Genomic DNA, 26185 nt, shown 5'->3' on the forward strand with positions numbered 1-26185 from the left:
GACGCATATGGTGGACATGCTTATGCCCTCGTGGCCTCGCACACCTTATGGTGGTGAGAACATCCCCGAAGGCTGGCGGCCCCGGCAGTCCGTCACGATATTCACATGCTTCTACCGGGAACCCATCCAGGCCTTTGAGCGTTCCGCTCAGGGGCAACAACGACTGTCCTATCCATGCGATCTCCTGGAACTCGTCTGGGTGGTCTCCAGTGAACAAGCACAGGATGTCGAGCACGCAGAATCGATGATGCGAAGATACAACCGGGACGGGCGGTTGAACTGGCATCTCAAAGTCCTGCCATGTGTATCACCCAAAGGTCATGCCCTTAATCAGGTATTCGATCTGTCCGAGGCAGAAGTGATCGGGATCCTTGATGCCGACGTCGTGCCGGGGCCGGATCAGCTTCGTGAGGCCGTATTCGCACTTGAGGTCGAGGGATACGACCTGGTCCAGGCAGCAGAGGTCAGCGCTGGGGGTGCCGGGCTGTTCTCACAGATTCGGGCACTGGAGGACAGCACGTGGTGCTCGTCCCAGCGCGGTCTGAATCGGTGGCTCGGCGTGCATGTCATCGAAGGGAGCTCAGTCTACGGTCGGTGTATCACCTGGAACAGTGCGCGCCCGTTCCTGGATACGGGCGCGGAGGAGTCATACGAATGGGGTCTCAGATTTATCGAGCAAGGATTCAAGCTGGGCTTCGTCCGCACGGCTTCGCAGGAGTCGCCTGGCACGAATGTGCGGCTGGCGATCATGCAGCGCAGCCGCTGGTCCCGGGGCGAGCTCCAAAGGTTGATATCCAATAGAAACAGGCTGAGCGGGCGAACGCGCAGACTTGCCTTGATGGCACTGGTGAGTATTGCGACCAGGCTCCTTATCCCGATCCTTATAGTCCTTTCCCCTTTCGCCCTGAGCGCGATGGTGCTCCTGTCCGTACTCCTTCTTGCCGAGCTCACCAGGCTGCTGTGCACGGCGTCCGATCCGCTGGTTCGCGCACACTCGTCACTCCGGGCATGGCTATTACTGATCCCTTGGGAAGTCCTCGCCTCGGCGAGCCTATTCAAGGCCATCGCCGACCTGGCCAAAGGCAACAACATCTGGTACAGCGTCCGTGAAAGTTGACTCTCACGCGTCCAGGCCGAGGCGTTGCAGGCGATCCTCGGCGGTGCCCTCGATGACGTACTCGAGCTGAGCCGCGTTGATCTCCGCCACCCTGGCGACGCTCTTGGCGGTGACGTGCTGCCGCTCGAACTCCGTCATCGTCGGGAATTCCGCCTCCAGCACCAGGTGGTGCAGCCCGCCGAACGCCGGCGCCCACACCCGGTACGGCGTGAGGCCCTCGGCCGCGTACAACTCGTTCTTCTCCCGCTGCAGTTTCATGAACGCGGGCAACGTGCCGTATCTGAGGTTGCGCAGGATCTGGTGCCGATAGCTCATCAGGGGGTCTCCATGTGGGGAACGGCCACCCAGCCCTTGTCGAAGGGCGTGGTGAAGAAGTTGTGCACGCGCAGATGCGAGATGAGCCACCGGCCGTCCTCGCGGCGGAACTCGTTGTCGTAGCTGCCCGCGATCCACAGCGGCTGGTCGCCGCGGTAGGTGCACGCCTGGAAGTACATCCACCGGCCGCGCGCGGCGTCGCCGTCCACCTCGACGGCGCCGTTGGTCAGGAAGTGCGCCGCGAACGGCATCCGGTCGACGTTGCGGTCGAACTTCCGCACCAGCGCCGGCCGGCCGGCGGCCGCCCAGCCGGGGTTGCCGTGCGGGCCCACGCTCTCCCAGCGGCCGTCCTGGGTGAACAGCACGCTCACATGGTGACCTTTGTCCTCCTTGCGGTCGGCCGCGGCCATGTACGCCACCATGAGCTGCTCGATCTCGTGCCGTGACTCCAGCAGATCCAGCCGCGCCAGCAGCGCCTCGCTCGGCTCACCCACCGGTGGCCCCCAGCGCGGCCTGGTAGCGGGTGAGCAGCCAGGCGTTCATCTGCGGGATCGTGGTCTCCAGCTTGGCCAGCGGCCCGCGCGGCGCGAACCTGGACTCGTACCCGCGCTGGAGCGCCTCGGTGGTGACGGCGTCCTGCTCGATCGCCACCGCCTTGCGCTTGAGCTGCTCGGCGTAGATCTCCTCGAAGCCGGGCACCTCGACCGCCGACTTCGGGTACAGGTTGACCCGGCGCAGGTCGATCGTGCGTGCCGAGGTGGGCAGCACGAACGACAGGCTGACGAACGTCGGCTGGAAGATGCCGAAGATCAGCGGCGGCACCGACGCGAACATCACCCGCCTGCGCTGCTCCTCGGTCAGGCCGGGGATGCCCGGCGTGCGCCGCCTGCCGTCGGCCGCGTCGCCGAGGCTGGCCTCCTCGCTGACCAGGTACGTCGGGTGCATGATCTGCCCGTCGCCCGGGTCGAACGCGCCGAACTCCGCCAGCCGCGACGGCGCGCTCTCGTGCACGCCCTTGTGCACGAACGCGGTGTGGTACGGCTCCAGCGCGTTGTCGTGGTGGATCTTCCAGTTCCACGGCAGGTCGCGGCGCATCGAAGCGGGCATCGGCACCAGCTCGTCAAGACCGAACGTGGCCAGCTCGGCGTCCAGCTTGGCCAGGGTGGGGGCGAGCGGGCGGGCGTCCGGGTCGAAGTTCACGAACACCAGGCCGTGGAAGATCTCGGTGCGCACGGCCGGCAGCCGGACGAACCGGCGCAGGTCCTTCAGCGGCACGGTCTCGGTCATCTGCGGGGCCGCGACCAGCTTGCCGTCCAGACCGAACGCCCAGTTGTGGTACGGGCAGACCAGCTTGGTGCCGTTCAGGCAGGGCGCCTCGGCCTCCCGGGCGTTCAGCCCGTCGAAGATCGGGTGCCCGCGGTGCTGGCAGATCGTGGACAGCGTCCGGATCTCGCCGCTGAGGTCGCGGAGCACCACGATCGGCTCGTCGAAGATCGTCATCGGGAGCTGGTCCCCGGGGTTGGGGATCTCGTTGACGTGCGCGACGCACAGCCATTCGCGGCCGAAGATGGCCTGCTTCTCGAACTCGAAGAAGTCCTGGCTGGTGTAGACCTGGCGGGGCAGGAGCTGCGCGGACTGCACCGGGTCGGTGCACCGCTCCACGTCGAGGAGGATCTCCGCGGCGCGGGCGCGGATCTTGTCGTCAAGCACGGTGTCCACGTGCTTCTCCTTCCTGGGGATGGGCCTTAGAGGCCGATGCCGTCCTTGACGTACTTGTTGGTGAAGATGTCGGAAGGCTTGAGCCCGTCCTTGAGCGCCTTGTTCTGCGCGGCGAAGATCGGCGACAGGATGTCGATCATCTTCTGCACGCGGGTCTCGTCGAAGCGGCCGATGGTGCCGGTGGAGTCGTTGGCCGCGAGCTGCCGGTCCAGGATCGTCTTGACCGCGGCGGCGTTCAGGCCCTCGCTGGTCTGCCAGAACTCGCCGATCTCCTGGTTCATCTCGGTGATCTTGGCGGAGATGGGGCCCGGGTTCTTCAGGAAGTCCACCCACGCCCGCTGCATCATCGGCACGAACTCCTTGAGGCAGGCGTCGTACTGTGTCACCAGTTCCGGTCGCATCGACAGCGAGCTGGCGTAGTTCACGTAGCCGGCGTCGTACACGAGCAGCGTGCTGACGGGCTTGTTCCAGCCGCGGGTCTCGCTGCCGTACTTGTACGGCTCGGCGCTGGCCAGCCCCGACTGCACCACCCCGCCGTCGGAGGCCACCCACCGGTCGGCGCTGCCCTGGTAGGACCCGTCCACCTGGCTCTTCTTGAGCTGGCCTGAGCCGACGAGATACTCCATGTAGGTCGAGCCCTCGAAGTACAGCACCGGCGTGTCCGTCTTGCCGATGTCCGCGATCGACTTGAAGTCGAACTTCTCCGGGTTGTACATCAGGATCTGCGGATCCTTGTCGAAGTAGCTCATGACCGCGACGGTCGGCTGCTCCTTGGAGTTCTGGATCGCCTCGTCGGTGGCCAGCATGCCCATGAACAGCGAGTCGTCCTTGTACAGCTGCGCGGTCACCTGGTCGTTGCCGGTGAGCGGGCCGCCCGCCCGCACCTCCACGTTCACGCCGGTGTCGGCCAGCGGGCCCCGGTACACGCCGGTCTTGGCGTCGAGGGTGCCGCCGGGGCCGATGAGCTGGTACATCCCGCCGTACTCGGCTTCGGGGAACCAGCTCAGCTGGATGGAGATCGTGTCCGGGCAGACGCCCTTGAGCGAGACGCCGGTGGTCACCGTCGGCGCGGCCGGCGGGGCCGCCGCCTCGGTGGTGTCCCCGCCGCAGGCGGCGGTCAGCGTGAGGAGGCCGGCCGCGGCCAGCGTGCGAATGGAGGGTTTCATATCGTGGCTCGCATTTCAGCTTGACTTCGAGTGCGCCGAGGCATGCCAGTTCCGCAGCACGTGCCGGCTGATCAGGGTGTTGGTCAGGAAGAGGGCCAGGCCGAGCAGCGAGGAGCAGATGATCGCGGCGTAGAGCCGCTCGGTCTCCAGGGACGCCCGGTAGATGTCCAGCAGGCGCCCGATGCCCGGATCGCCCTGCCGGAAGAAGAAGTCGGCCACGATCGCGCCGATGACCGAAAGGCCGCCGGAGATGCGCAGCCCGGTGAGGATGTTGGGCAGCGCCGCCGGGATCTCCAGCCGCCACAGCCGCGTCCACCGGCCGGCCTTCATCAGGTCGAACAGGTCGCGCTGCGACGGCTCGACCGACTTCAGGCCGAACAGCGTGTTGGTGATGATCGGGAACAGCGCCAGGATCGAGCAGATCAGGATCCGGCTGAAGGTGTCGAACCCGAACCAGAGCCCGACCAGCGGCGTCATGGCCAGCACGGGCAGCGTCTGCAGCGCCACCGCGTACGGGTAGAAGGATCGCTCCATCGCGACCGACTGCGACATGACCACGGCCAGCGTGAAGCCGATCGTCCCGGCGATCGCGAATCCGGCGAGGGAGATCGCGGCGGTCGAGCCGAGACCGGCCAGGATCTCCGCGAAGTTGTGCCAGTCCAGGAAGCCGATGGACACCACGTCGTGCGGGGGAGGCAGGAGGAAACGGCGGCGTTCGCTGAGCAGGCCGTACGAGATCAGGTACCAGACCGCCACGAACAGGGCGAAGACGATCAGCGGCGGCCCGCCCATGGTGACGTATCCGCGCATCCGGCCCTGTCCCGCGGACGTGGTCGGCTCGGCGGCGGACGCGGTCGGGACGGCGGGCGCCATGGTCGTTATCACTGAGCACCACTCCTCAGGCAGCGGCCGATCTCGCCGGTGAGCGCGGCGAACTCCGGCGTCGAGCGCAGTTCGGGCTCGCGCGGGTAGGGGAAGGGCACCTCGAACTCGCCGATGATCCGGCCTGGCCGGGCGGACATCACCGCCACCCGGGTGGACAGGAACACCGCCTCCGCGATCGAGTGCGTGACGAACACCCCGGCGAACGCGCGGGTCCTGAAGATGCGCAGCAGCTCGCTGTTGAGGCGCTCCCTGGTGATCTCGTCGATCGCGCCGAACGGCTCGTCGAACAGGAACACCTCGGGTTCCAGCGTCAGCGCCCGGGCCAGGCTGGCCCGCATCCGCATGCCGCCGGAGAGCTGGTTGGGATGGCGGTTCTCGAACCCGGCCAGGCCCACCATCTCGATCGCCTGCCGCGCCTTCTCCGCCCGCTCGGCCTTGGGCAGCTTCTTGAGCTGGTTGCACAGCTCGACGTTCTGCCGCACCGTACGCCACGGGAGCAGCGTCGGATCCTGGAACACGTAGGCGATGTGGCCGGTGTTCAGCACCACCTCGCCCGCCGTCGGCCGCGCCAGGCCCGACGCGATCCGCAGCAGCGTGCTCTTGCCGCAGCCGGACGGGCCCACCAGGGAGACGAACTCGCCGGGGGCGATGTCCATGTCGACCGTGTCGACCGCGTGCACCCCGTTGGGGAAGACCATCTCCACCCCGCGGAAGGCCAGCAGGCTGCGGGCGGCACCCTCCGTGGGCCGTACGGCGACGGTCGTCGCGCCCTCGGTCATGACGGCGCTCCTTTCTTGAGCGGAATGGGAGTTCGCCCCCGTGCGGCGAGTTCCTCGAGCGCGCGGACGACCGACCACACCGTGATCGCCGACGTCCGCCCCCTTGAGGCGGCGAGCGTGTCGTTGACCAGCGCGAACCGGTACTCGCCGACCGCCGTCCGCGCCGTGATCTCATGCCGGGTGCGCCGGGCCGCGGGGTCCGCGGTCACCACCACGCGCACCCGGTCGATGCCGGTGGTGGCCAGCCCGAGGGTGACCGCGATCCCGGTCAGCTCGGCCACCACCGCCCCGGCGGGGAAGCGCGAGCCGACGGCGGCGCCGGTCACGCATCCGGCCACGCGCCCCGCCGCGAGCAGGTCGCGCAGCGTGCCGCCGATCCCGCCGGTGCCGAGCAGCGATACCCGCATCTCACACGCCCAGCGCGATGGCGCCGATACGGGGATCGGCGGCGGCGGTCAGGCCGGCGCCGGTGAGGCGCAGGAGGACGTGCGCCGGGCGTACGGCCGACGCGGACTCCTCCACCGGCACCCGCGCGCCGTCCTGGAGGGACCAGCGCGGACCGGTCAGGATGGCGCCGAGATCGTCAGGACCCGTGGTCATGAGGTCGCCGAGCACCTGCGCGTTCCACGGCACCTGCTGCTCGCCGCCCGGAGTGGCGCCGAACACGTCGGGCCTGCCGGTGCCGCGGGTGTCCAGCGCCCAGGCGTGCAGCGTGGTCGGCGGCCTGCGGCCCGGCGCGGGCCCGTCCGGGTGGCCGGGATCGGGGTGGAAGCCGCGCCCGGCCCGGTTGGACAGCACCAGGTCGTAAGGCTCGGCCACGAGGCCGCTGCCGAACTGCGGATGCGAGTTCGAGTGCACCATCACCACCGCGTTTCCCTCGTTATCCGCCGCCGCGACCACCGAAGTCCCTTCGCCGATCGGCCCGCCTGCCAGCGCTCGTTCGCCTGCGAGCGCGGCGAGCAGCGCCGGTCCGCGCGTCGGCGCGGGCGTCGCCCAGATCCCGTCCTGTCTGACCGGCTCCGCCCACTCGGCCGTCGGGACGGCCAGGTCGTCGCGGCCGACCACGCCGCCCGCCGCCGCGACCCGCTCGGCGAGTACGGCGCCGGCCGGGCCGTGGAACAGACCGGCCCCGCGCTCGGCGAACTCGCCCAGCAGCAGCGCGAGCCCGGGAAGGCGGAGCAGGGTCCCGGCCTTGAGCGGGCCCGCCGCCGGGCGGTACCGGCAGCCGGTGGGCTGATGGCGGGCGAGCAGGCCGTCGGCCTCCCGCGCGAGCGCCGCGCACAGCTCCGGCCAGACGATCCCGCGCCGCGCCAGCTCGATGGCGGGCCGGGCGAGCCGATCCAGGCCCAGCCGGCCGAGCGCGGCCAGCGCCGCGTACCCGCCGGGCGCCCCCGGCACGCCGACGGAAAGACCGCCGTCGCGGGGGAGCGGGCGGGTGGCCAGCGCCCCGGGGAGCCGCCGGGCGGCGGCCCCGATCGACAGCAACGCGCGCGGCGCGGGCCGGCCCGCCGGCAGGACCAGGGCGACCACGTCACCGGCGAGACCGCACTTGGGCGGCAGCAGCACGGTCTCCGCCAGCCCGGCCGCGATCACGGCGTCGAAGGCGTTGCCGCCGTCGAGCAGGGCGGCGGCGCCGATCACCGCCGCCGTGCGCGCGCCCGCGCCGACGACGCCGAGGGAGCCGTGCGCCACCGCGTTGGCGGCCAGGACGGCGGTGGCGGTCATTCCGGCCGTACCGCCCGGTTCGGGCCGTAGTCGTTGACCTGGCTGGGGCCGTAGTGGCGCAGCTCGATCACGTTCCCGTCGGGGTCGGTGATGTAGACGAGGTCGGCCTCGCCGCGCGCGCCCCAGCGCCGGAACGGCCCGGCCACCTTGCCGAAGGCCCCGGACCCCGCCAGTTCCTTGAGGTCGATCGTGTCCACCTCGATGCAGAAGTGCGCGAGGTTCTCGCCGGTGCGCTTGCCCCTCGGGTCCAGATCGATGATCACGCCGGGGGTCACCTCGACCGAGGGGAACGGCGCCTTGCCCGCGCGGAACTCCGCGACGCGCAGCGGGCGCATGCCCAGCTTGGCGGTGTACCAGTCGAGGGAGCGCAGCGGATCGGCGACGTGCAGGACGATGTGGTCGAGCCCGCGCACGCTGACCAGTGGCCGCGCGGCTTGCGAAACGCTTGTCATGCAGGATTTTGTATCCCGATTTTGTTGCGGCTAGCCAATAATCTGGTTAATGCCACGTTACCTGGACGGCCGTGCGGGGCCGGGCGGATGCGTGTGGACCTGCGGATGTGTGGTCATGTATCCGCGGCGTCGCGTCATGAGCCCGGCCGCAATTATGGGATACAAAATCTCAGACGCTTGAGATCTAGGAGGTAAGGCGGGCCGCGGCGGCGAGCGTGGCGGTCACGATGGCCTCGTAGCCGGTGCAGCGGCACAGGTGACCGGTGAGCGCCTCGCGTACGGCGGGGGCGTCGGGGGCGGGGCTCGTCCTCAGCAGGTGCGAGAGGGCGACCACCAGGCCGGGGGCGCAGTAGCCGCACTGGGTGGCGCCGGCCGCCGCCATCTCCTCCACCAGCACGGGCAGGGCGGCTCGCCGAGCGGTCTCCACCACCGCGCCGGCCGCCGCGCCCGCGGGCACGACGCACGCCGGCGCGGGCACCCCGTCGAGCGACACCGTGCAGCTTCCGCACTGGCCGCCCCGGCACCCGGCCGGGAGCGGGCGTCCCGCCGCCTCCAGGGCGTCGAGCAGCGAGGCCCACACCGGCACCTCGGCGTGGTACGGCTCGCCGTCCAGCGTCCCGCGCACCTCCACCAGGTCATCAGGCATTGGCGTCTCCCCGGTGGATGCGGCGGTGGCAGCGGTGGGCCAGGGCGGCGACGGAGCGGCGGGCGTACGGGGTCGGGGGAGCGGCGGCGGCCACGACCGCCGCCGCGAAGCCGTCCGCCCCGGCCGGGTCGGCCAGGAACGGGACCGCGCCGGGGCAGGGGACGGCGGTTCCGGCCCGGTATCCGGTCACGGCGGCGCGCGGGCCGCCGGGGAGCAGGGCCGCCGCCACGGCCGCGAGCGTGGGGGCCGCGACCTCGCGGACCGCGAGCCGCTCGTACGCGAAGGCCGCCGGCACCGTGAGATCGAGCCCGATGGCCAGCTCGTCAGGCCGCAGCGCGGACGCCATGGTCACCGGCAGCCTCCGCTCGCCCCGGGAGCGCGCGCCGGCGGCGATCAGCGAGCCGTCCAGCGCGGTCAGCACCACCGCGAGGTCGGCGGGGGCCTGGAACAGGTTGCCGGTCAGCGTGGCGCGTTCGCGCACGGCGGGCGTGGCGAACCCGCGCAGCAGCCCGTCCAGCACTCCGGCGCCGAGGGCGTGGGCGCGGGCGGCCGCGGCGACGCGGACGACGGGGCCGAGCCTGACCCGGTCCCCGCAGGCGTCGATCGCCGCGCCGTCGCGGAGCCCGCCCAGGTCGAGCACGTCGGCGGGCCGCAGCAGCCCGGCGTTCATCGCGGGCTGGACGGCGGTGCCGCCGCCGCACACGAGGGCTCGCGGCAGCTCGGCCCGCGCCGCCAGCGCGGACGCGATCGTGGTCGGCCGCAGGTACGCCATCAGCCGTCCACCGCCGCTGCGGCGGGGGAGGCGGCAGCGGGGTCGTGGGTGGTGGCGAGGTCTTCGGGGTGGGCGGGGATACGGGCGACCGGGCGGCCCGTGGCGGCGCGGAGGGCGGCGGCCACGGCGGCGGGGGAGGAGATCAGCGGGCCCTCGCCGACGCCCTTGGCGCCGAACGGCAGCCGCGGGTCGCCGGACTCGACGATCAGCGGGATCACCTCGGGCACGTCCACCGCCGCGGGCAGCAGGTACGTGCCGAACCCGGCCGCGCCGCCCCGCCCGTCCGCGTCCACCGGGATCTCCTCCAGCAGCGCGAACCCCGCGCCCTGGACGGTGCCGCCGGCGAGCTGGCCGCGTACCAGCGCCGGGTTCAGCGCCCGGCCCACGTCCTGGGCCGCGACGAGCTGTGCCACCCTGGCCATGCCTAGGGCGGGGTCCACGTCCACGACGGCGCGGTGCGCGGTGAGCTGGAAGGCGATGTGCGGGTCGCCGCGCCCGGTGCGCGGATCGGGCGCGGCGGTGGGCGGCGCGTCGTACCGCTCCTCGACCACGATCGAGGTCCCGTCGCCCAGCGCCGCGAGATCCACGGGGAAGGCGCCGCCCAGTCGCTGCCTGAGACGGGTCGCGGCGCGGAGCGCGGCGCCACCTGAGGCCATGGTTTGCCTGCTCGCCTTGCTGCCGCCGCTGGCCGGCAGCGCCGAGGTGGCGTCCGCGAACGTGATCGGCACCGGGCCGAGGCATTCGGTGACGATCTGCGCCAGCACCGCGCGCACGCCCTGGCCCACCTCGGGGGCGGCGGTGACGATCTCGACGCCGTGGCGGTCGGCGCGCAGCACGATGCCCGCGCCCTCAGGCCGCCCGTCGCCGAGCCCGGCGCTCTTGATCCCGACGGCCACGCCCACTCCGCGCCGGAGGCTGGGCGCGGGCGCCGGTAGCGGCACGGCGTCGAGCGCGTCGAGCAGGCTCGCGGGCGCGGCGACGCCCGCCAGCCGCTGCCCGCTGGTGGCCAGCGGCTCGCCCGGTTCGAGCAGGTTGCGGCGGCGTACGTCGGCGGGGCCTAGGCCCAGTTCGGCGGCGAGCGCGTCGACGGTGGACTCCATGGCGAAGCACACCTGCGTCGCGCCGAACCCGCGCAGCGCCCCGGCCACCGGGTTGTTGGTGTAGACGGCGCGGGTGGTGATCTCGACGCGCGGGATCCGGTAGGGCCCGGCGGCGAAGTAGTGCGCGATGCCGACGACGGCCTTGGACGTGCTGGCGTACGCGCCGCCGTCGAACAGCAGATCGGCGGCGAGCGAGACGAACGTGCCGTCGGGGTCGGCGGTCAGCTCGTACGTCATGATCGCCGGGTGCCTGCTCGGGTGGGCGCCGAAGGACTCGGCCCGCGAGTAGAGCGCGCGTACGGGGCGGCCGCTGAGCAGGGCGGCGAGGCAGAGGTGCACGTGCACGGTGATGTCCTCGCGCCCGCCGAACGCGCCGCCGACGCCGGCCAGCTCCACCCGCACGCGCTCCTCGGGCAGGCCGAGCGCCGCCGCGATCTGCGCCCGGTCGTGGTGCAGGTCCTGGGTCGCCACGCGCAGCACGACCCCGCCCGCGCCGTCGGGGAACGCGAGACCGGCCTCGGGGGCCAGGAACGCCGCGTCCTGCCGCCCGGTCCGCCACCGGCGGCGGACGCCGGTCGCGCCCCGGCGGGCGGTCCCGTGCGCGAGGCGCAGCCGATGGACCAGGTTGCCGCCGTCCGGCCCGACGCGGGGGGCGTCGGCGTCGAGCGCGCGCTCGGGGTCGAGCAGGGCGGGGCGCGGGCGCAGGATCGGGCGCACCAGCAGTGCCATGCGGCGGGCCGCCTCGGCGGTCTCGGCGAGCGCGAAGGCGATCGGCTCGCCGTGGTGGCGCACGCGGCCGTCGGCGAGCACGGGCTGGTCGGGGGTCTTCACCCCGACGCGCCGCGCGCCGGGCACGTCGGCGATGGTCAGCACCCGGTACGCGCCGCGCACGCGCATCGCCTCCGCCGTCTCGACGCCGAGCAGGTCGGCGGCGGCGACAGGGCTGCGTACGGTCGCGCCGTGCAGCTCGCCGGGGGCGTGCAACTCGGTCGCGTACCCGAACTCGCCGGTCAGCTTGGCGACGGCGTCGGGGCGCACCGGAGAGGCTCCCACCCCCGAGGATGATGACATGGCGGATATTGTATCCAGAATGGGTGGGTTGACAATGGTCGAAGGCAGCACCTCCGGCGGCTCGATCGTGTGATAATTCGCATAAACGCGTGGTCCGGGCAGTGAGGGCGGGACGATCGTCTTTCCCGGTTGTCTGCGATACTGTATGCAGGATTGTCAAGAGGAGGGGGCGTCGTGTCGATCGGCGAGTCGCATCGGGCACTCCGTGACGAGGTCGCCGACCAGCTCCGCAGCTGGATACTCGACGGCACCCTCGAGCCGGGCAGCCGCCTGGGCGAGGGGGCGATCTCCGAGCGGATGGGCGTGTCCCGGCTGCCGGTGCGCGAGGCGTTCCGCCGGCTGGAGGCCGAGGGCCTGGTTCAGACGGCCCCGCGGCGTGGCGTGCGGGTGGCGGTGTTCGACCAGGAAGAGCTGGCCACCATCCAGGAGATCCGGCTCGCGCTGGAGCTCATCGCGGTGCGCAAGACCGCCGAGCGGCGCGACTCCGAGACCATGAACGAGCTGGAGCGCGTGCTCCTCGCCGGCTCCCAGGCGGCCGAGGCGGGAGACCAGTCCGCGCTCAAGCGGCTCAACGGCGACTTCCACGAACTGCTGGCCGGCGGCACCGGCTCGCGGGTGCTCGTCGCCCTGCTCCGCTCCGTGCGCAACCAGGCGCACCACCTCGTCGGCGGCCTCGTCACCTCCCCCGAGGACTCGTGGTCGGAACACGCCCGCGTGATCCGCGCCGTCCTGGACGCCGACGCCGAGATGGCCGCCCTCCTCATGCGCCGCCACCTCCACGACCGCCACGAATCCCAGCGCGCCACCCTCACCCCCTGATCCTCGCTGGTCAGATGCTCGTGGAGCGGTCGTGGTCTGGTGCGTGGTCTTGGGTGGCGGCCCAGGTGGACAGGAGGCGCAGGGAGTCGGCGCTGGGGGTGCCGGGGGCGGCGGTGTAGACGATGAGGGTGAGGCCGGGGTCGGAGGGGAGGGCCATGGCTTCGAAGTTCAGTTCGAGGTCGCCGACGGCGGGGTGGTGGAGTCGTTTGACGCCGGTGCGGTGGAAGCGGACGTTGTGGTCGGCCCAGCGCCGGCGGAAGGTCTCGCTGCGGGTGGACAGCTCGCCGATGAGCTCGGTGAGCGCCTTGTCGTGGGGGTTGCGGCCTGCTTCGGAGCGCAGGATGGCGGCGATGTCGTCGGCGGCCTTGTCCCAGTCGGTGAAGAACCGGCGGGAGGCGGGGTCGAGGTAGAGGAAGCGGGCGGTGTTGGCGGGGCGGCGGGGGTCGGCGAGCATCGGGGAGTACAGGGCGCGGGCCATGCGGTTGGCGGCCAGCAGGTCGTGGCGGTCGTTGCGGATCCAGGCGGGGGCGTCGGTGATCGCGTCGAGGACCTGCTGGAGGACCGGGCGCACGCGCCGCGCGGCGGTCCTGCGGGGTGCGGCGGTGCGGAGGCCGGAGCGGCGGGCCAGGCCGAACAGGTGGTCGCGTTCGGCCTCGTCGAGATGCAGGGCCCGCGCGAGGCCGTCCAGGACGCTGTCGGAGGCGCCGGCGAGGTTGCCGCGCTCAAGGCGCACGTAGTAGTCGACCGAGACGCCGGCCAGCAGGGCGACCTCCTCGCGGCGCAGCCCTTTGACTCGGCGGTTGCCGCCGAAGGCCGGAAGACCCGCCTGCTCGGGCGTGAGACGGGCCCGCCGGGAGCTGAGGAAGGCCTGGATCTCGGCTCGATCGTCCATACGTCCACGGTATGTGAGCTGCTCGGCGGCCAGACAGGTACTGCCGATACCTGGAACGGCAGTGACTCCCGCCGACCTGTTACCTTCGCCGACGATCGAACTCGTGCCGCGCTGACCCATCACCTGTACCTGATCAGGAGCAACCCATGGAGTATCGCCGTCTGGGCCGTACCGGCGTCTCGGTCAGCGAGCTGTGCCTCGGAGCCATGATGTTCGGCGACTGGGGCACCAAGGACCACGACGAGAGCATCCGCGTCATTCACCGCGCGCTGGACGCCGGGATCAACTTCATCGACACCGCCGACGTCTACTCCGGCGGTGAGTCCGAGGTCATCGTCGGCAAGGCTCTGGCCGGGGGCAGGCGCGACGACGTCGTCCTGGCCAGCAAGGCGCACATGCCGATGGGCGAGGATCTCAACCAGCGCGGGAACTCCCGCCGCTGGATCGTCCGCGAGGTCGAGAACTCGCTGCGCCGGCTGGGCACCGACTGGATCGACCTCTACCAGATCCACCGCTACGACCCCGACACCGACATCGACGAGACGCTCGGCGCCCTCACCGACCTCGTCCGCGCCGGCAAGGTCCGCTACCTCGGCCACTCGACCTGGCCGGTCTCGGCGATCGTGGAGGCCCAGTGGACCGCCCGCGAGCGCGGCCGCGAGCGGTTCGTGTGCGAGCAGCCGCCGTACAACATGCTCGTGCGCGCGATCGAGGCGGACGCGCTGCCCACCTGCGCACGGCACGGGATGGGCGTCATCTCCTACAGCCCGCTGGCCGGCGGCTGGCTCACCGGCCGCTACCGCAAGGGCACGGAGTCGGAAGGGCCGTTCTCCGCGGCCCGCCGGCGGCTGGCCAACCGCTTCGACCTGTCGCTGCCGGACAACCAGCGCAAGCTCCAGGCCGCGGAACGGCTCGCGGAGCTGGCCGAGCAGGCCGGGATGACACTGATCGAGATGGCCATCGCGTTCGTCCTGCGCCATCCCGCGGTCACCTCAGCGATCATCGGCCCCAGGACCATGGAACATCTCGAATCCCAGCTGCCCGCCGCCGACATCGAACTGCCGGACGACGTGCTGGACCGCATCGACGAGATCGTGCCACCAGGACTGACCATCAACCCCGCGGAGAACGGCTGGGTCAGCCCGGCCCTGCTGCCCGCGGCACTCCGCCGCTGACGCCGCCCGAGGACTCCATATCCGAGGTCTCCTCCCCGGTACGGAGTTGTGCCACGTCCTGATACGCCCTCGTCACGGCGGCGGTCATGGCGGCCAGCGCGATGATGGGCACTGTGGGCCAGATGGTGTTTCCCGGCAGGTAGAAGGCTGGGATCACTTGCGCGGCCGCCACGGAGACCCAGAAGCCTGGCGCTCCAGGAACTCTCACCATCTGCTCTCCCAGATGTACCAAGGGCCTTGGAGGTGCGTGTATCCCGTGTGACTCTCGTCCGGTGGCAGGCCCTTCGGGCTCCACGCGAAGCCGTACTCGTTCAGGAATCCGGTGCCGCTCACCAGGAATCTCGCCCCACCCTCGATCCGCTCGATCGACGTCAGCGGATAGAGCCCCACCCACTGGTCGGCGTGCTCGGCGGATTCCGGCCCGGACGCGACGGTCTGGGCGAAGCGCTCGAGGTTCGCCTCCGAGAGCGCGAACCGAGTGGTGAAGGCCAGATCGAAGTAGACCAGTCCGATCACGGCCGCCCCCATGAGCGGCGCGGAAGCCCAGCGGATCCAGTGTCTGCGGAGCCCGGGACGGCCGTCCGAACGCAGGAGGGCCACGACGAACCGGGGAATCCAGACGATGACCGTACCGAACGCCAGCGCGGAACCCAACATCGCCAGCGCGAACGGACCGCCGCCTGGCATGCTCCAGTCGTTCAGGATGATCAGCCCCGCCAGGGCGATGAGGGGAATCAACACCCGTCCAGGGGGGCCGACCAAGGCCCGGGTAAGCGCCGGTAACGACGAAAGCGTGGTGACGTTTTCGGGCACGCCCGAGCGTATCGTGGCATTGGTCGCTTGAGAACGTATCTGGGTCTTATTGGGATTGCGCCCTTTCATCTCCCGATTTCCATCCTTATGTGGCGTGAACCCCCTATCGTTTCTGACCGTCTCCATGTGCATGAGAGGTATCCGGCTGGTAGCCGTGCTCGCGACACTCGCCGCCTGTGGGATGGCCTCAGCCGCGACCGCTCCCGAAACGCGGTACGAGACCGACATGTTCGTACTGGCCAACCAGGAGCACGGGCCCCAGCTCTGCGCGGCTATCGACTTCTCTCTCCCGCCTAAGTGCGGTGGCCCCGATATCGCCGGGTGGGATTGGAACGCGGTCGAGCACTCCGACCGGGGCGGCGTGCGCTGGGGCGATTACCGCGTGGTCGGCACCTGGGATGGCGAGAAGCTGACCCTCACCGAGCCACCCCGCCCAGCTGAGCGCCCCGATTCCCCACGCAGTCGATCCAGGTTCGCCTCTCCCTGTCCAGAACCCTCAGGAGGCTGGCGCCCGGTCGCCCCCGCCAAGGCGACCGATAAGGCGATGGAAGCCGCGATCACCCGGGCCAAGAAGCTTCCCGGGTACGCGGGCTCCTGGCTGGACCAGAGCTACCTGGATGAGATCGAAGGCTACGACTCCAATGACTATCGATTCGTGGAGCGATACGCCAACGACCCCGAGCGGCTTGTGCTGAATCTGCGTTTCACTGGCGACGCGACCATCCGCGAGCCGGCGATCCGCAAACTCTGGGGCGGCCCGCTGTGCCTTAGCCAAGCCCAGCACACCAAGAAGGAACTCCAGACCCTCCAGCAAAGGGCGTTCAAGGAGATCAAAGGGGTCTTCTCGGGCTCGGTCGACGAACTGACGGGCCAGGTCGAGATCGGGGTCTGGCTGGCCACGCCGGAACTCCAATACGAGGTCGACGAAAAGTACGGAAAGGGCCTCGTCGTTCTCCACAGCTTTCTCAGGCCCGTGGGCTCATAGCACTACAGCGGCAACCATGAACTGTTTCTACCTTCTACGCCCGCCCACTCCAGGACTTGACGACTTTCTTACCTACGTAGGTGGGCACCTGGATCTAGCCTTGAACTGGGGGGATAGCAATGAGCACCAATATCGTGCTCGGGCTGATCGTCATGATCACGGTGTTGCTGGCGGTCAGCGGCATCAGGGTCGTCAACCAGGTCGAGCGCGGCGTGGTCTTCCGCTTCGGCAGGGCCCAGCGGGAGGTCCGCCAGCCAGGGCTCACCTTCCTCATTCCGGTCGTGGACCGGATGAGGAAGGTGAACGTACAGATCGTCACGATGCCGGTGCCCACGCAGGAGGGCATCACCCGTGACAACGTCTCCGTCCAGGTCGACGCCGTCGCCTACTTCCGGGTCGAGGAGCCGCTGCGGGCGGCTATCGCGGTGCAGAACTACTTGTTCGCGATCGAGCAGGTGGCGCAGACTTCACTGCGCTCGATCATCGGCAAGAGCGATCTGGATGACCTGCTGTCCAACCGCGAGGAGCTGAACAAGGGCCTGGCGCTGATGATCGACAGCCCCGCGCTGGGCTGGGGCGTCCACATCGACCGCGTGGAGATCAAGGATGTCCATCTTCCCAATCCCATGCAGCGATCCATCGCCCGCCAGGCCGAGGCTGAGCGGGAGCGCAGGGCCCGTGTGATCACCGCGGACGGAGAGTTCCAGGCCGCACGGAAGCTCGCCGACGCCTCGGCCATCATGACCGAGAGCCCCGGCGCGCTTCAGCTGCGCCTGCTGCAGACCGTGGTGGAGGTCGCGGCCGAGAAGACCTCCACGCTGGTCATGCCGCTGCCTGTGGAACTGCTGCGCTTCTTCGAGCGCTCCGCGAGGAACGCCCCGGCCGGGGAGGCCGCTGAGCAGGCGGCCAGTCCCTCGGAGCGGCAGTCCGAAGTGCAACCGGCCGTGACGGACTCCGCCACGCCTGAGCTGGCCCCGTCACGGCCCTCCTTCGAACGTTCCGCCACGGAATCGGCCGCGGAGGGTGGCGCTTCGCGTACCACATAGACCAAGGACTGGGGCGACAAGACTGAAGGGCTGGCCAGATCACCTCGGCGTGAGCCCGGGCGTGCCTTGCCCGCGCACGACGATCGGCTTCGACGGACTTGGCCACCAGCGGCACCGCGGATGGTCGATGCGCTCGGCCCAACGCTCGACGAGCGTTGGGGCGGCGCCGTTCGGCGGGGAATATGCCGACCGGCTCTTGGTCTACGACGACCGCCATGATCATTACGAACCGCTCAAACCAGCCAGTACGCGGTGCAACCCCCACCGGAACTGGCCGGTGGAGTTGTAGGCGGCGATGGCGTCGATCTCTCCGTGCGTACGGGGAAACTGGTCCGGGTCGATGCGGAGGACGGCGCGGCGGGCGGCGATTCTGTCCGGTTCCGGGGGTGGGGGAGTGCCGAAGGCTTCGAGGTCGGCGGCCTCCAGGGCGATGGCGCCGAGCACGTAGACCATCACCGTGTAGGTGGCGCGGGCGTCGGGGAGCACGCCCAGGAGGGATTCGCCGACGCGCAGGGCCATCGGGCCGTTGAAGGCGGCGCCGAGGATGGCGGGGACGGCGGCGGGGTGGGCCAGCAGGACCTCGCGCAGGGCCAGGGAGTAGTTCTCGACGCGCTGGTGGGGAGGCAGGGACGGGTCGTCGAGCAGGGACAGGTCAGCTTCGGCGAGGAGGCGGTCGGCCAGGGCGGCCACGATGGCGGAGCGGTCGGGGAAGTAGGTGTAGAGCGCGCCGGGGGTCAGGCCGACCCGGGTGGCCAGGGAGCGCATGGTCAGCGCGCCCTCGTCGATCAGCTCCAGCGCCGCGTCCAGGACGGTGTCCGGGTGGACGGAGCGCCGTGGTCCTCGTGTCACAGGACGACCCTAGCCGCTTCCCAAATAGCTCTGAACGATGTTTAATTTAAACATCGTTCAGAGTTGGAGTCTGTCATGAGATCGATCATCGTCGCGGGTGTCGTCGCGGCCAACCTGGCCTTCATCGGCCTGGGCATCACCTTCGGATACCCGGACGTGCTCGCCGAGCCGCCGGCCGAGATCCTGGCCAGGTTCGCCGCCGGCCAGGTGACCGTCACCGCCCTGTTCCTGCTGCTCGCGCTGGGCGCCGGATCGCTCATCCCGGTCGCGGTCCTGCTCGGCCGCCGCCTCCCGGACGGCCCGGCCGCCGCGCTCTCGGCGCCCGTCGGCGTGCTGGCCGGGCTGGTCCAGGTGATCGGCCTGCTCCGCTGGCCGTTCGCGATGCCCGCGCTGGCGCACGCCGCCGACCGGGCCACCGCCGAAACGATCTTCGCTGTGCTCCACGGCTACCTGGGCACCGGCCTCGGCGAAACCCTCGGCTACCTGCTCACCGGCGCCTGGACCATCCTGGTCCTGCGCGCCCTGCCGGCCCCGCGCTGGTTCACCGCCCTCGGCGCCCTCTCCGCCGCCGCCATCCTCTCCGGCCTGCTCATCCCCCTCGATGTGCCCGGCACCGACCTGGCCAACTTCCTCGGCTACCTGGCCTGGAGCGCGTGGATGGTCTGCGTGGCCGTACGGACCGGGAAACTCACGCCACGGGTGCTGGCTGGAACCGCGTCGCAGGCGTAGTCGAAGATGGGTCATGGCTTACCTGTTGTCGTGGCCGGGGGGTGGGATCGGGTGTGGCGGTGGGCCTGTGGCCGGCGGGGATGCGGGACAGGGCGGAGGGCCACCAGTTGTATCGGCCGAGCAGGACGGCGTCGGCGGGGACCAGGAGGGTGCGGACGAAGAAGGTGTCCAGGATGACGGCGAAGGCGATGGTGAAGCTGAGCTGGCGGGCCTGGGTGTTGTTGCCGGCGATGGCCAGGACGGCGAAGGTGCCGGCCAGGATGAGCCCGGCCGCGGTGATGGTGCCGCCGGTGCGCCCGATCGCCCGGGTGAGGGCCTCGCGCAGCGGATGGGTGTGGGCTTCTTCGCGGACGCGGGCCATGAGCAGGATGTTGTAGTCCTCGCCCAGGGCCATGGCGAAGATGAACAGCAGGATCGGGATGATGAAGTTCAGTCCCTCGCCATCGCCGTAGTGGACGAACACGATGGTGGCGAAGCCGAGGGCGGCCAGGTAGGACAGGCCCACGGTGACGATCAGATACAGCGGCGCGATGAGGCTGCGCAGCAGCACGGCGAGCAGTAACGCGATGACCAGCAGCACGATGGGGACCAGGCGGGCCAGATCGCTGGTGGAGGCCGTGTAGATGTCGTACGCGGTCGCGTCGAGCCCGGCGACGCCGCTGCCGGTCGCGGCGACTCCGGTCGCCACTTCGGTCACGGCGGTCCGCAGTGCGGGGATGGCGTCGATGGCGGCTCGGCTGCCGGCCGGTCCGGCGGCGGGCACGGCGTCGAAGCGTACGGTACGCCCGTCAGGGCTGATGAACTGGGTACTGGCTCGGTATGTCCGGTACAGGCTCGGCGAGACCCCGGCCGGCGGTGTCGCGGCCGAGCCGAGGCTCGAATGGAGGCCGGCCAGCTCGGCGGCGGTGACGGTGGCGCCGTTGGGGTTGAGCGGACCGGGTCAGCGCGCTGATGCCCGCCGCCGCGGTCAGTTGCCGCTGGGCCGTTTGCAGGGCGTCCGGGTTGTGCCAGACAGGGTCGGCGAACCGCAGCAGCAACGTTTCGCCGTTGTTCGTGGGGGCGGGGAAGTGCGCGGCCAGCACGGCGGTGCCGGCGGCGGAATCGCCGTTCGTGGCGGGGCCGCCGGAGGTGAAACCGCCAGTGGTGAACCCGTTCAAGCCTGCCGCGAGACCACCGAAGAGGAGCATTCCTGCGGCGAGGACGGGTATGGGCCGTCGTACCGCGCGGGTGGAGACGCGACCCCACACGCCGACGGATCGCTGCCCGCCGGCGGGGTGGGTGGGCCAGAACAGCGCCCGCCCGGCGATCGCCAGGAGAGCCGGCAGTAGCGTCAGCGCGGCCAGCAGCATCACGCCCAGGGCGATGGCCAACGCTGGGCCGAGGCCGCGGTACAGGCCGAAGGAGGCGAGACCGAGGCAGGCCAGCGCCGCGATCACGGTGACGGCCGAGAAGGTGATCGATTCCCCGACCCGGGCCATGGCGGCGATCAGGGCTTCGCGGGGCCGCCGGCCGCGGCGGATCTCTTCACGCATCCGGAAGACCAGGAACAGGCCGTAGTCGGTGCCGGCGCCGAGCAGCAGCACCACGAGCAACTGCTGGATGGCCGGTGACACCGGCAGCCCGGCCTGCCCGGCCTGGCCGATCACCGGCCCGGCCAGCAGCAGCGCCGGCACTGCGGGGATCAAGGTGACGACGGGGGCCAGCAGCGAGCGGTACACGACGAACAGCAGCACGATCACGAACAGCAGGGTGAACCGGTGAATGTTGCTGCCCGCCTTCGTTGAAGCGGTATCCGCGTCGGTGGTCTGCGCCAGCGGGCCGGTCAGGTGGAAGGTCAGCCCCGCCGGCGCTGGCGCGGAGGCGAACGTGGCGCGGACGGCGGTGACCAGATCGGCGTTGGATGTGGTGCCGGGGCCGTCGGGCACGGTCATCAGCAGCGCCCGGCGCGCCTGTCCGTCGGCCGACCCGCCCTGATCGCGTACCGAGGTCACCTCCTTGACGGTCGCGGCGGCTTGCAGCACCCGCTCGATCGCGGCGTCGTCGGCCGGGGTGAGCGGCCCGTTCGCCCTGGCCGCGACGATGATCGCGGTAGCACCGGGGGCGGCCCCCTGAAACGGGGCGGCCAGGCCGGCCGCGTGCCGGCTCGGCGCGTCGGCTGACAGGAACTGGGCGTTGTTCGACTGGGTGACGCTGGACAGGCTCGGCAGCGCGAACACCGCACCGGCGACCCCGGCTGCCCACGCCACTACGATCAGCCAGCGGAACCGGACAACGAACCGTGCCAAAGCCTCGAACATGATCACGTCCTCACCGGATGCCTGGGGTGTATTATCTAAACGGCCGCGTCTGGTAATGCCGTCGGCGGCCGACAATATCCAGACGCTGGCGTTTAGTAAAGAGTCGCCGACGGGAAGAGACGAGAAAGATGGCGGACCGGCCTCGACGGGGTCGCCCACGCGATCCCGGTGTGGATGCCGCGGTGCTGGCCGCGGCGCTGGAGTTGCTGGCCGAGGTCGGCTACGCGGGCTTGGCGATGGAACAGGTCGCCGCGCGGGCCGGGGTGAGCAAGGCCAGCCTCTATCTGCGCTGGCCCAACAAGGCGGCGCTCGCGGCCGAAGCGATGCAGCGCCGCGCCGACGTCGTCCCCGACATACCCGACACCGGTAGCCTCGCCGAAGACATGCGGCGCTTCCTGCGCGCGCTGCTCCGCGGAGAGCACCGCGGCTCGCAGGCGCTGGCCGCCGTCAGCGGTGAGATCGCCAACAACCCCCAGCTACGTGAAGCGTTCCGCGGCGGCATGACCGGAACACTCGTGAACAGCCTGCGCACGATCGTCACCCGCGCCGTCGACCGCGGCGAACTACCGGCGTCCACGGACATAGAGCTGTTGTCTCTGCTGCCCGTGGCGATCGTGCAGCAATGGCGGCTGGTCAGCGACCAGCGGCCGGGCGAGGAACTGATGGACCGCATCGTGGCCCAGTTCTACACACGCTAGAGAGGGACGGCGCCCAATGCTGTCTCTTGGCGACCGGGCGCGAAGGCTAAACACAATTCATCTCGATTTCATCAATTAGTGACATTCACCTCTGCTTTATCGGATGATATGGGCCGATCATCCCGCCAACGGAAGAGCGGCACATGTGGCGGAAGCGGAAACCGCAACAGCCTCCGAAAGAGGCCGAAACTCAGCTGCGTTTCGATCCCATAGATCTGGACGATGTCGGGTCACGGTTGCCCGCTCTCCGAGCCGATCCCGGCCAGCTCGTTCCCATTCCCGCCCAGCAGGCGGGCGTACGCGTCAAGCGACGCCTTCGGATTGTCGCGGTGGGCGCGATTGTCGCTCTGCTGGCCGGAATTACGGTCATAGCGAAAACCACCTATGGTTCACAGCCGGTGCCCTGGAAACGCGGAGCGACCGTATCTCAGAAGATCACCATCGATCTGGGGGCCGCCACCGCCCAGGCGTCCAAAATCGTGGTCGCCGGTGTCGTCTACGATCTGGCGAGCGATTCACCCGACGGGAAACCGTCGGCCACCGTCGAGGTGAACGAGAACTCCGGCGGAATAGCCGTAATTCTTAACAAAGCCGACAAACCGCTGACGGTCGTCCCCGTCGTGTCCGCGCCCGGAGTGACGCCGCACGACCTCGTCGCGGACTGCAAAGCGGCCAGCGTGGGCGAGACGTTGCTGATGCCGTGGACGGCGCAGCCGAACGCGATCACCGTCAGCCTGCTGGACGCCCTGATCAGGAGGCCGTCCGGTGCCCAGGAGCTGACCGAGCACGCGGGCGAACTGTGCGGGCGGATCGCCCGGGAACCGCTCGCCGACGGTTCCACGCCGCCTCCCGGTCAGGCGGAGCTCCGCGCCCATGGGCGGCTCACCTGCTCCCTGGTCGAACAGATCCAGAAGATCTCGAAAGAGATCGACGCCGGCAAGGACCCGGGGTCCTGCTCAGCTCCCCCATCCGGCACCGAAACCACCACCGCCCATGTGGGTGGCGGGCGTCGGGCCGTACGAGCCCGGAAGTCGGCGGACGACACCTGCGCCGCGCCCACCTGGCGAGTCCCGCCCGCACCCGGCACCGCGGCTTCCCCCGTCGTCCTCTGCTCGGACGGCGTGACCACCACCGCCGTCAACAACAGCCCCTCGGTCGCGTTCCTCTACGAGGCAGGGAAGAACGCCGATCACGTGCTCGGCGCCGTCCCCGGCCAGGTCGTGATCGTGCCCAGCCTGGACACGATCGTCCTGGCCGTGCTCTCCGACATCGCCGGCTACGTCCTGTACGGCGTGCAGGTCGCCGGCTGCGGCATCCTGAGCTTCTTCGGCGTCTCCTTCGAGCCGTGCGAGCACCGCGACGACCTGCCGCCCAGCCAGATCGCGAAGCTGGCCGAGTTCGCGCGTCCCGGGCAGGCGAGAATCGAGACCAAGGCGGGGTACTACTCCGTCGCCTGGGGCCAGGTGGCCGACGACCCCCAAGCCCTGGACATCAGCAAGCCGAGGATCTACAGCCGTGCCCTGACGCTCGTGAACCACGCCGTCCTCCCGGTGCTCGGCCTGTTCCTCAACCGAACCCTGATCATGGACCTGTCGACGGCCAACAGCGAGAAGAACCAGGAGTTGCTGGACGAGCTGAGCCGGCACCTCTCCTTCCCCAAGGGCGAGCAGGACACCAGCGATCTCGACTTCGTGGTACGTCTCGCGGGCATCGTCCTGACGGATCCGGAACTGCTGGCCCGGCTGATTCTCGTGTTCGTGCCGTCGATCGTGGAGAGCGGCATCGAGCTGTCGGCGCGGATCGCGAAGGTGATGGGATATCTGAGCGCGCTGCCGGTGCTGGGCAATCTCGCCAAGATCGCCGAAGCGGTCAATGTCGGCATCAAGTCCATCCAGATCGTGCTGAGCCTCGTCCAGCTCCTCCGCGTCGACGACCATCCGGGATACGTCGCCTGGCCCGCGCGCATGGACCGCACGACCGCGGCCGCCCTGCCCGGCGGAGCGTGTGCTCCCCCTCGGGCGAACCTCGCGCCCGTGGGAGCGCCGGCGCGGGTCGGCTGCCTGTGGCCGGTGGACGCGAACCTCGACACCGACGGCAAACGGGATCGCCTGGTGCTGTGGAGCACAGGCAACGCGCTCGGCGCCACCGCGTACCTCGCCGACGGCCACATCCGGGTCTGGGATCGATCCGCCGCACGATTGGCCTTCCCCTCCACCGTGGTGCCCTGGCAGCTGGGCGGCCCGGCGACTGAGCAGATCTTCGTCAGCACCGCGGACTGGGCCGTGCTGATCGGGCCCACCCAGGACGGAAACGTACGCGCCGCGCGCTACGGAAACGGGCACAACACCGGCAGGGACTTCGTCATCCCGCGCGACGATCCGCTGCACACCACCGGCTGCGTCTCCAACGGTGGCCGCCGGCTGCTGCTCACGACGCTCAACCACCCCGAAGGCGCGTACGGCTACCGAACCGCGTCCTTCGTCTACTCCTTCGACACCTACAGCCAGACATTCCGGCTGATCGCCTACACCGGCGGAGTCGCCGACGCCCTCCCGTCCTTCGCGGGAGCCGACTGCGCGGCCGACCACGTCCCCGAAATGACGCTTCCCAGCGCGTCGGCCCCCGATTCCGCGCAGAGTCAGCACAACGCGGCAGAGGCAGCGCGCGCGGTCGAAATGCTGCTGGACGCGGCGCTTGACGACGATCTAACCAAAGGTTCGGCGTTCCTCGGCGGGCTGGCTCCCGCCCCCGATTCCACCACCTACGCGTACGACGTCTGGGAATACCTCCGGCAATCACCGAACAGCCTGCCCGCCCTGGGCGCCGCCACGGCGAACTGCGCGCCCGGCGTGCCCCGGACGTACCCGGCCGTGAAATGCACGCTTACCGCCGGTCCGGAAATATGGACATTCCTCGTCACATCAACCGGGGACAACTACGTCGTCGCCGCGGCCAAGAAGCGGTGATCTGCTCGGGGCGACACGAGCGGTGAGTACGACGTCCTCGTGGAACCGACCCAACCCGACGCTTGCGTTGTCAACGGGGATCATGCTGATCGATGACGTCGTCGGCGGGATCATCGGCCCAGGACAAGACGATGAACGGCCGCGACGAGGACGGGTGGTGAACACGGTCGGCGGTCACCCGGTATCGGGCGTCCGGCAGCGTCTCATGGTCGATACGGAGAACGCCGACCTCTTGGTCGATGCGGACGAGCAGGCCATGGCAGGGCCCGCCGATGCAGATCGCGTTCGGACGAGGCGTCATCAGGATGGATGCCTCCCAGGGACCATGATCCGGAATCACTAGTCATGATGAGACTACTGGTAGCTCCGCAGCGCCCTAGTCTTGGGGCGTGGACTCACCCGCCCTCTCACTCACCGAGTGGGTCGTGCTCGCGCTCCTCGCCGAAGGCCCCGCCCACGGCTTCGCCCTCGCCCGGCTCACCGCCGCCTCCGGTCCCATCGGGACGATCTGGCAGGTGCCGCGGCCACGGGTCTACCGGGCCCTCGACCGGCTCACGGACCTCGGCCTCGCCGAACCGGCCGGCACCGAGCCGGGACACGCCGGGCCGCAACGCCGCATGCTCAGCGTGACGGCCGCCGGCCGGCGCGCCGCCGCCGACTGGCTCGTCCGCCCGGTCGACCACATCCGCGACGTCCGCACCGAGTTCCTCATCAAGCTCGCGCTGATCGACCGCACCGGCGGCGACCCACAGCCGCTGGTAGACGCGCAGGCGGACCGGATCCGGCCCATCGTCGCCGCGCTGCGACAACGCTGCGACACCGCGCACGGCCTGGAGCGGGCCGTCGCCTCCTGGCGCTACGAGACAGCCGTCGCGGCGCTGCGCCTGATGGAGTCCGTCAGCCGCTGACCGCCCTTGCTTTCTCACACCTCCAGTAGTCAGATTGTGACTACTGGAGCTGTCTACCGGAAGGGAACCGACGCTGATGACGGTCACCCTGGAAAAGAGCGTCGAGGACTTCATCGCCACCCCACGCCAGTTGTTCATCGGCGGGCGCTGGGTGCACGCCGCCTCGGGCAAGACCTTCGCCACCCTGGGTCACGAGGTGCTGGAGGCGTACACCGAGGTCAAGGCGATCTGCACGCAGCTCCACAGCTGACCGGCGGGCTC

The 26185-nt window shown here is 70.2% G+C and carries 29 protein-coding genes; 10 read left to right on the top strand and 19 right to left on the bottom strand.

Annotated features, from left to right (window positions below; translation table 11 throughout):
* Positions 1 to 7: 7 nt before the first annotated feature.
* On the top strand, positions 8 to 1117 hold the full coding sequence (locus ABGB08_RS23865; protein ID WP_347593815.1) for a glycosyltransferase family 2 protein: 1110 nt from the start codon (positions 8 to 10) through the stop codon (positions 1115 to 1117).
* Positions 1118 to 1120: 3 nt separating this feature from the next.
* Here ABGB08_RS23865 and ABGB08_RS23870 read toward each other — a convergent pair whose 3' ends face one another.
* From ABGB08_RS23870 to ABGB08_RS23925, 12 genes are all read right to left on the bottom strand, one after another.
* Positions 1121 to 1432 (bottom strand): hypothetical protein, encoded by a 312-nt coding sequence (locus ABGB08_RS23870; RefSeq protein ID WP_347593816.1) that lies wholly within the window; start codon positions 1430 to 1432, stop codon positions 1121 to 1123.
* Entirely contained in the window at positions 1432 to 1926 is a 495-nt protein-coding gene (locus ABGB08_RS23875) for a nuclear transport factor 2 family protein (RefSeq protein ID WP_347593817.1), read from the bottom strand. Before ABGB08_RS23875 ends, ABGB08_RS23870 begins: the two co-directional genes overlap by 1 nt.
* Positions 1919 to 3151 carry an aromatic ring-hydroxylating dioxygenase subunit alpha gene (locus ABGB08_RS23880; RefSeq protein WP_347593818.1) on the bottom strand — a complete coding sequence of 411 codons (1233 nt, stop codon included), beginning with the start codon at positions 3149 to 3151 and terminating at the stop codon, positions 1919 to 1921. The genes ABGB08_RS23875 and ABGB08_RS23880 overlap by 8 nt, the downstream gene beginning before the upstream one ends.
* A gap of 26 nt (positions 3152 to 3177) precedes the next feature.
* Entirely contained in the window at positions 3178 to 4317 is a 1140-nt protein-coding gene (locus ABGB08_RS23885; RefSeq protein WP_347593820.1) for a hypothetical protein, read from the bottom strand.
* A gap of 15 nt (positions 4318 to 4332) precedes the next feature.
* Positions 4333 to 5202 carry an ABC transporter permease gene (locus tag ABGB08_RS23890; RefSeq protein ID WP_347593822.1) on the bottom strand — a complete coding sequence of 290 codons (870 nt, stop codon included), beginning with the start codon at positions 5200 to 5202 and terminating at the stop codon, positions 4333 to 4335.
* The gene (locus ABGB08_RS23895) at positions 5199 to 5981 is read right to left on the bottom strand and encodes an ABC transporter ATP-binding protein (RefSeq protein WP_347593824.1); all 783 of its coding nucleotides are present in this window, start codon (positions 5979 to 5981) and stop codon (positions 5199 to 5201) included. Before ABGB08_RS23895 ends, ABGB08_RS23890 begins: the two co-directional genes overlap by 4 nt.
* Entirely contained in the window at positions 5978 to 6388 is a 411-nt protein-coding gene (locus ABGB08_RS23900) for an aspartate dehydrogenase domain-containing protein (RefSeq protein ID WP_347593826.1), read from the bottom strand. Before ABGB08_RS23900 ends, ABGB08_RS23895 begins: the two co-directional genes overlap by 4 nt.
* 1 nt (position 6389) lies before the next feature.
* On the bottom strand, positions 6390 to 7706 hold the full coding sequence (locus tag ABGB08_RS23905) for a gamma-glutamyltransferase (protein ID WP_347593828.1): 1317 nt from the start codon (positions 7704 to 7706) through the stop codon (positions 6390 to 6392).
* Positions 7703 to 8158 carry a VOC family protein gene (locus tag ABGB08_RS23910; RefSeq protein WP_347593830.1) on the bottom strand — a complete coding sequence of 152 codons (456 nt, stop codon included), beginning with the start codon at positions 8156 to 8158 and terminating at the stop codon, positions 7703 to 7705. The genes ABGB08_RS23905 and ABGB08_RS23910 overlap by 4 nt, the downstream gene beginning before the upstream one ends.
* A 184-nt stretch (positions 8159 to 8342) precedes the next feature.
* Positions 8343 to 8804 (bottom strand): 2Fe-2S iron-sulfur cluster-binding protein, encoded by a 462-nt coding sequence (locus ABGB08_RS23915; protein ID WP_347593831.1) that lies wholly within the window; start codon positions 8802 to 8804, stop codon positions 8343 to 8345.
* Positions 8797 to 9576 (bottom strand): FAD binding domain-containing protein, encoded by a 780-nt coding sequence (locus ABGB08_RS23920; protein WP_347593833.1) that lies wholly within the window; start codon positions 9574 to 9576, stop codon positions 8797 to 8799. Before ABGB08_RS23920 ends, ABGB08_RS23915 begins: the two co-directional genes overlap by 8 nt.
* The gene (locus tag ABGB08_RS23925; protein WP_347593835.1) at positions 9576 to 11747 is read right to left on the bottom strand and encodes a molybdopterin cofactor-binding domain-containing protein; all 2172 of its coding nucleotides are present in this window, start codon (positions 11745 to 11747) and stop codon (positions 9576 to 9578) included. Before ABGB08_RS23925 ends, ABGB08_RS23920 begins: the two co-directional genes overlap by 1 nt.
* A 174-nt stretch (positions 11748 to 11921) precedes the next feature.
* Here ABGB08_RS23925 and ABGB08_RS23930 point away from each other — a divergent pair, with 174 nt between their 5' ends.
* Positions 11922 to 12566 (top strand): GntR family transcriptional regulator, encoded by a 645-nt coding sequence (locus tag ABGB08_RS23930; RefSeq protein WP_347593837.1) that lies wholly within the window; start codon positions 11922 to 11924, stop codon positions 12564 to 12566.
* Positions 12567 to 12576: 10 nt separating this feature from the next.
* On the opposite strand, the gene ABGB08_RS23935 is transcribed toward ABGB08_RS23930, so the two are convergent.
* Entirely contained in the window at positions 12577 to 13458 is an 882-nt protein-coding gene (locus ABGB08_RS23935) for a helix-turn-helix transcriptional regulator (RefSeq protein WP_347593839.1), read from the bottom strand.
* Between the two features lie 146 nt (positions 13459 to 13604).
* Between ABGB08_RS23935 and ABGB08_RS23940 the strand changes: the two genes are divergently transcribed.
* Entirely contained in the window at positions 13605 to 14633 is a 1029-nt protein-coding gene (locus tag ABGB08_RS23940) for an aldo/keto reductase (protein WP_347593841.1), read from the top strand.
* Here the strand turns inward: ABGB08_RS23940 and ABGB08_RS23945 are convergent.
* Together ABGB08_RS23945 and ABGB08_RS23950 are read right to left on the bottom strand one after the other, a co-directional pair.
* The gene (locus tag ABGB08_RS23945) at positions 14596 to 14844 is read right to left on the bottom strand and encodes a hypothetical protein (RefSeq protein ID WP_347593843.1); all 249 of its coding nucleotides are present in this window, start codon (positions 14842 to 14844) and stop codon (positions 14596 to 14598) included. The genes ABGB08_RS23940 and ABGB08_RS23945 overlap by 38 nt on opposite strands.
* Positions 14838 to 15374 (bottom strand): hypothetical protein, encoded by a 537-nt coding sequence (locus ABGB08_RS23950; RefSeq protein WP_347593845.1) that lies wholly within the window; start codon positions 15372 to 15374, stop codon positions 14838 to 14840. The genes ABGB08_RS23945 and ABGB08_RS23950 overlap by 7 nt, the downstream gene beginning before the upstream one ends.
* Before the next feature lie 202 nt (positions 15375 to 15576).
* Between ABGB08_RS23950 and ABGB08_RS23955 the strand changes: the two genes are divergently transcribed.
* Both ABGB08_RS23955 and ABGB08_RS23960 read left to right on the top strand, forming a co-directional pair.
* A complete protein-coding gene (locus ABGB08_RS23955) occupies positions 15577 to 16431 on the top strand; it encodes a hypothetical protein (protein WP_347593847.1) in 855 nt (284 codons plus the stop codon).
* Between the two features lie 119 nt (positions 16432 to 16550).
* Positions 16551 to 17477 (top strand): SPFH domain-containing protein, encoded by a 927-nt coding sequence (locus ABGB08_RS23960; RefSeq protein ID WP_347593849.1) that lies wholly within the window; start codon positions 16551 to 16553, stop codon positions 17475 to 17477.
* Between the two features lie 222 nt (positions 17478 to 17699).
* Here ABGB08_RS23960 and ABGB08_RS23965 read toward each other — a convergent pair whose 3' ends face one another.
* Positions 17700 to 18326 (bottom strand): TetR/AcrR family transcriptional regulator, encoded by a 627-nt coding sequence (locus tag ABGB08_RS23965; RefSeq protein WP_347593851.1) that lies wholly within the window; start codon positions 18324 to 18326, stop codon positions 17700 to 17702.
* A 75-nt stretch (positions 18327 to 18401) separates the two neighbouring features.
* On the opposite strand from ABGB08_RS23965, the gene ABGB08_RS23970 reads away from it, so the two are divergent.
* A complete protein-coding gene (locus ABGB08_RS23970; protein WP_347593853.1) occupies positions 18402 to 19055 on the top strand; it encodes a DUF4386 family protein in 654 nt (217 codons plus the stop codon).
* Here the strand turns inward: ABGB08_RS23970 and ABGB08_RS23975 are convergent.
* Both ABGB08_RS23975 and ABGB08_RS23980 read right to left on the bottom strand, forming a co-directional pair.
* Positions 19015 to 19950 carry an MMPL family transporter gene (locus ABGB08_RS23975; protein WP_347593974.1) on the bottom strand — a complete coding sequence of 312 codons (936 nt, stop codon included), beginning with the start codon at positions 19948 to 19950 and terminating at the stop codon, positions 19015 to 19017. The two genes, ABGB08_RS23970 and ABGB08_RS23975, sit on opposite strands and share 41 nt — an antisense overlap.
* Positions 19844 to 21352: an MMPL family transporter gene (locus tag ABGB08_RS23980; RefSeq protein ID WP_347593855.1), complete on the bottom strand. Its 1509-nt coding sequence runs from the start codon at positions 21350 to 21352 to the stop codon at positions 19844 to 19846. Before ABGB08_RS23980 ends, ABGB08_RS23975 begins: the two co-directional genes overlap by 107 nt.
* Before the next feature lie 170 nt (positions 21353 to 21522).
* Between ABGB08_RS23980 and ABGB08_RS23985 the strand changes: the two genes are divergently transcribed.
* A complete protein-coding gene (locus ABGB08_RS23985) occupies positions 21523 to 22050 on the top strand; it encodes a TetR/AcrR family transcriptional regulator (RefSeq protein WP_347593857.1) in 528 nt (175 codons plus the stop codon).
* A gap of 398 nt (positions 22051 to 22448) precedes the next feature.
* Positions 22449 to 25016, top strand: coding sequence for a hypothetical protein (locus ABGB08_RS23990; RefSeq protein ID WP_347593859.1), 2568 nt, complete (start codon positions 22449 to 22451; stop codon positions 25014 to 25016).
* A gap of 70 nt (positions 25017 to 25086) precedes the next feature.
* Here the strand turns inward: ABGB08_RS23990 and ABGB08_RS23995 are convergent, their stop codons facing one another.
* Positions 25087 to 25317: a hypothetical protein gene (locus ABGB08_RS23995; RefSeq protein WP_347593861.1), complete on the bottom strand. Its 231-nt coding sequence runs from the start codon at positions 25315 to 25317 to the stop codon at positions 25087 to 25089.
* Positions 25318 to 25405: 88 nt separating this feature from the next.
* On the opposite strand from ABGB08_RS23995, the gene ABGB08_RS24000 reads away from it, so the two are divergent.
* On the top strand, positions 25406 to 25924 hold the full coding sequence (locus tag ABGB08_RS24000) for a PadR family transcriptional regulator (protein ID WP_347593863.1): 519 nt from the start codon (positions 25406 to 25408) through the stop codon (positions 25922 to 25924).
* A gap of 76 nt (positions 25925 to 26000) precedes the next feature.
* Positions 26001 to 26174, top strand: a complete 174-nt coding sequence (locus ABGB08_RS24005; protein ID WP_347593864.1) for a hypothetical protein — start codon at positions 26001 to 26003, stop codon at positions 26172 to 26174.
* The last annotated feature ends 11 nt before the right edge of the window (positions 26175 to 26185 follow it).

Origin of the sequence: Acrocarpospora sp. B8E8, assembly GCF_039871605.1 — a bacterium.
Lineage (GTDB): Bacteria > Actinomycetota > Actinomycetes > Streptosporangiales > Streptosporangiaceae > Acrocarpospora > Acrocarpospora macrocephala.

What these genes read in the sequence shown, in the direction of transcription:
- ABGB08_RS23865 (WP_347593815.1), top strand. Translation starts at nt 8, where the DNA reads ATGGTGGACATGCTTATGCCCTCGTGGCCTCGCACACCTTATGGTGGT.
- ABGB08_RS23870 (WP_347593816.1), bottom strand. Translation starts at nt 1,432, where the DNA reads ATGAGCTATCGGCACCAGATCCTGCGCAACCTCAGATACGGCACGTTG.
- ABGB08_RS23885 (WP_347593820.1), bottom strand. Translation starts at nt 4,317, where the DNA reads ATGAAACCCTCCATTCGCACGCTGGCCGCGGCCGGCCTCCTCACGCTG.
- ABGB08_RS23895 (WP_347593824.1), bottom strand. Translation starts at nt 5,981, where the DNA reads ATGACCGAGGGCGCGACGACCGTCGCCGTACGGCCCACGGAGGGTGCC.
- ABGB08_RS23900 (WP_347593826.1), bottom strand. Translation starts at nt 6,388, where the DNA reads ATGCGGGTATCGCTGCTCGGCACCGGCGGGATCGGCGGCACGCTGCGC.
- ABGB08_RS23905 (WP_347593828.1), bottom strand. Translation starts at nt 7,706, where the DNA reads ATGACCGCCACCGCCGTCCTGGCCGCCAACGCGGTGGCGCACGGCTCC.
- ABGB08_RS23910 (WP_347593830.1), bottom strand. Translation starts at nt 8,158, where the DNA reads ATGACAAGCGTTTCGCAAGCCGCGCGGCCACTGGTCAGCGTGCGCGGG.
- ABGB08_RS23915 (WP_347593831.1), bottom strand. Translation starts at nt 8,804, where the DNA reads ATGCCTGATGACCTGGTGGAGGTGCGCGGGACGCTGGACGGCGAGCCG.
- ABGB08_RS23920 (WP_347593833.1), bottom strand. Translation starts at nt 9,576, where the DNA reads ATGGCGTACCTGCGGCCGACCACGATCGCGTCCGCGCTGGCGGCGCGG.
- ABGB08_RS23925 (WP_347593835.1), bottom strand. Translation starts at nt 11,747, where the DNA reads ATGTCATCATCCTCGGGGGTGGGAGCCTCTCCGGTGCGCCCCGACGCC.
- ABGB08_RS23935 (WP_347593839.1), bottom strand. Translation starts at nt 13,458, where the DNA reads ATGGACGATCGAGCCGAGATCCAGGCCTTCCTCAGCTCCCGGCGGGCC.
- ABGB08_RS23940 (WP_347593841.1), top strand. Translation starts at nt 13,605, where the DNA reads ATGGAGTATCGCCGTCTGGGCCGTACCGGCGTCTCGGTCAGCGAGCTG.
- ABGB08_RS23945 (WP_347593843.1), bottom strand. Translation starts at nt 14,844, where the DNA reads ATGGTGAGAGTTCCTGGAGCGCCAGGCTTCTGGGTCTCCGTGGCGGCC.
- ABGB08_RS23955 (WP_347593847.1), top strand. Translation starts at nt 15,577, where the DNA reads ATGAGAGGTATCCGGCTGGTAGCCGTGCTCGCGACACTCGCCGCCTGT.
- ABGB08_RS23960 (WP_347593849.1), top strand. Translation starts at nt 16,551, where the DNA reads ATGAGCACCAATATCGTGCTCGGGCTGATCGTCATGATCACGGTGTTG.
- ABGB08_RS23970 (WP_347593853.1), top strand. Translation starts at nt 18,402, where the DNA reads ATGAGATCGATCATCGTCGCGGGTGTCGTCGCGGCCAACCTGGCCTTC.
- ABGB08_RS23980 (WP_347593855.1), bottom strand. Translation starts at nt 21,352, where the DNA reads ATGTTCGAGGCTTTGGCACGGTTCGTTGTCCGGTTCCGCTGGCTGATC.
- ABGB08_RS23995 (WP_347593861.1), bottom strand. Translation starts at nt 25,317, where the DNA reads ATGACGCCTCGTCCGAACGCGATCTGCATCGGCGGGCCCTGCCATGGC.
- ABGB08_RS24005 (WP_347593864.1), top strand. Translation starts at nt 26,001, where the DNA reads ATGACGGTCACCCTGGAAAAGAGCGTCGAGGACTTCATCGCCACCCCA.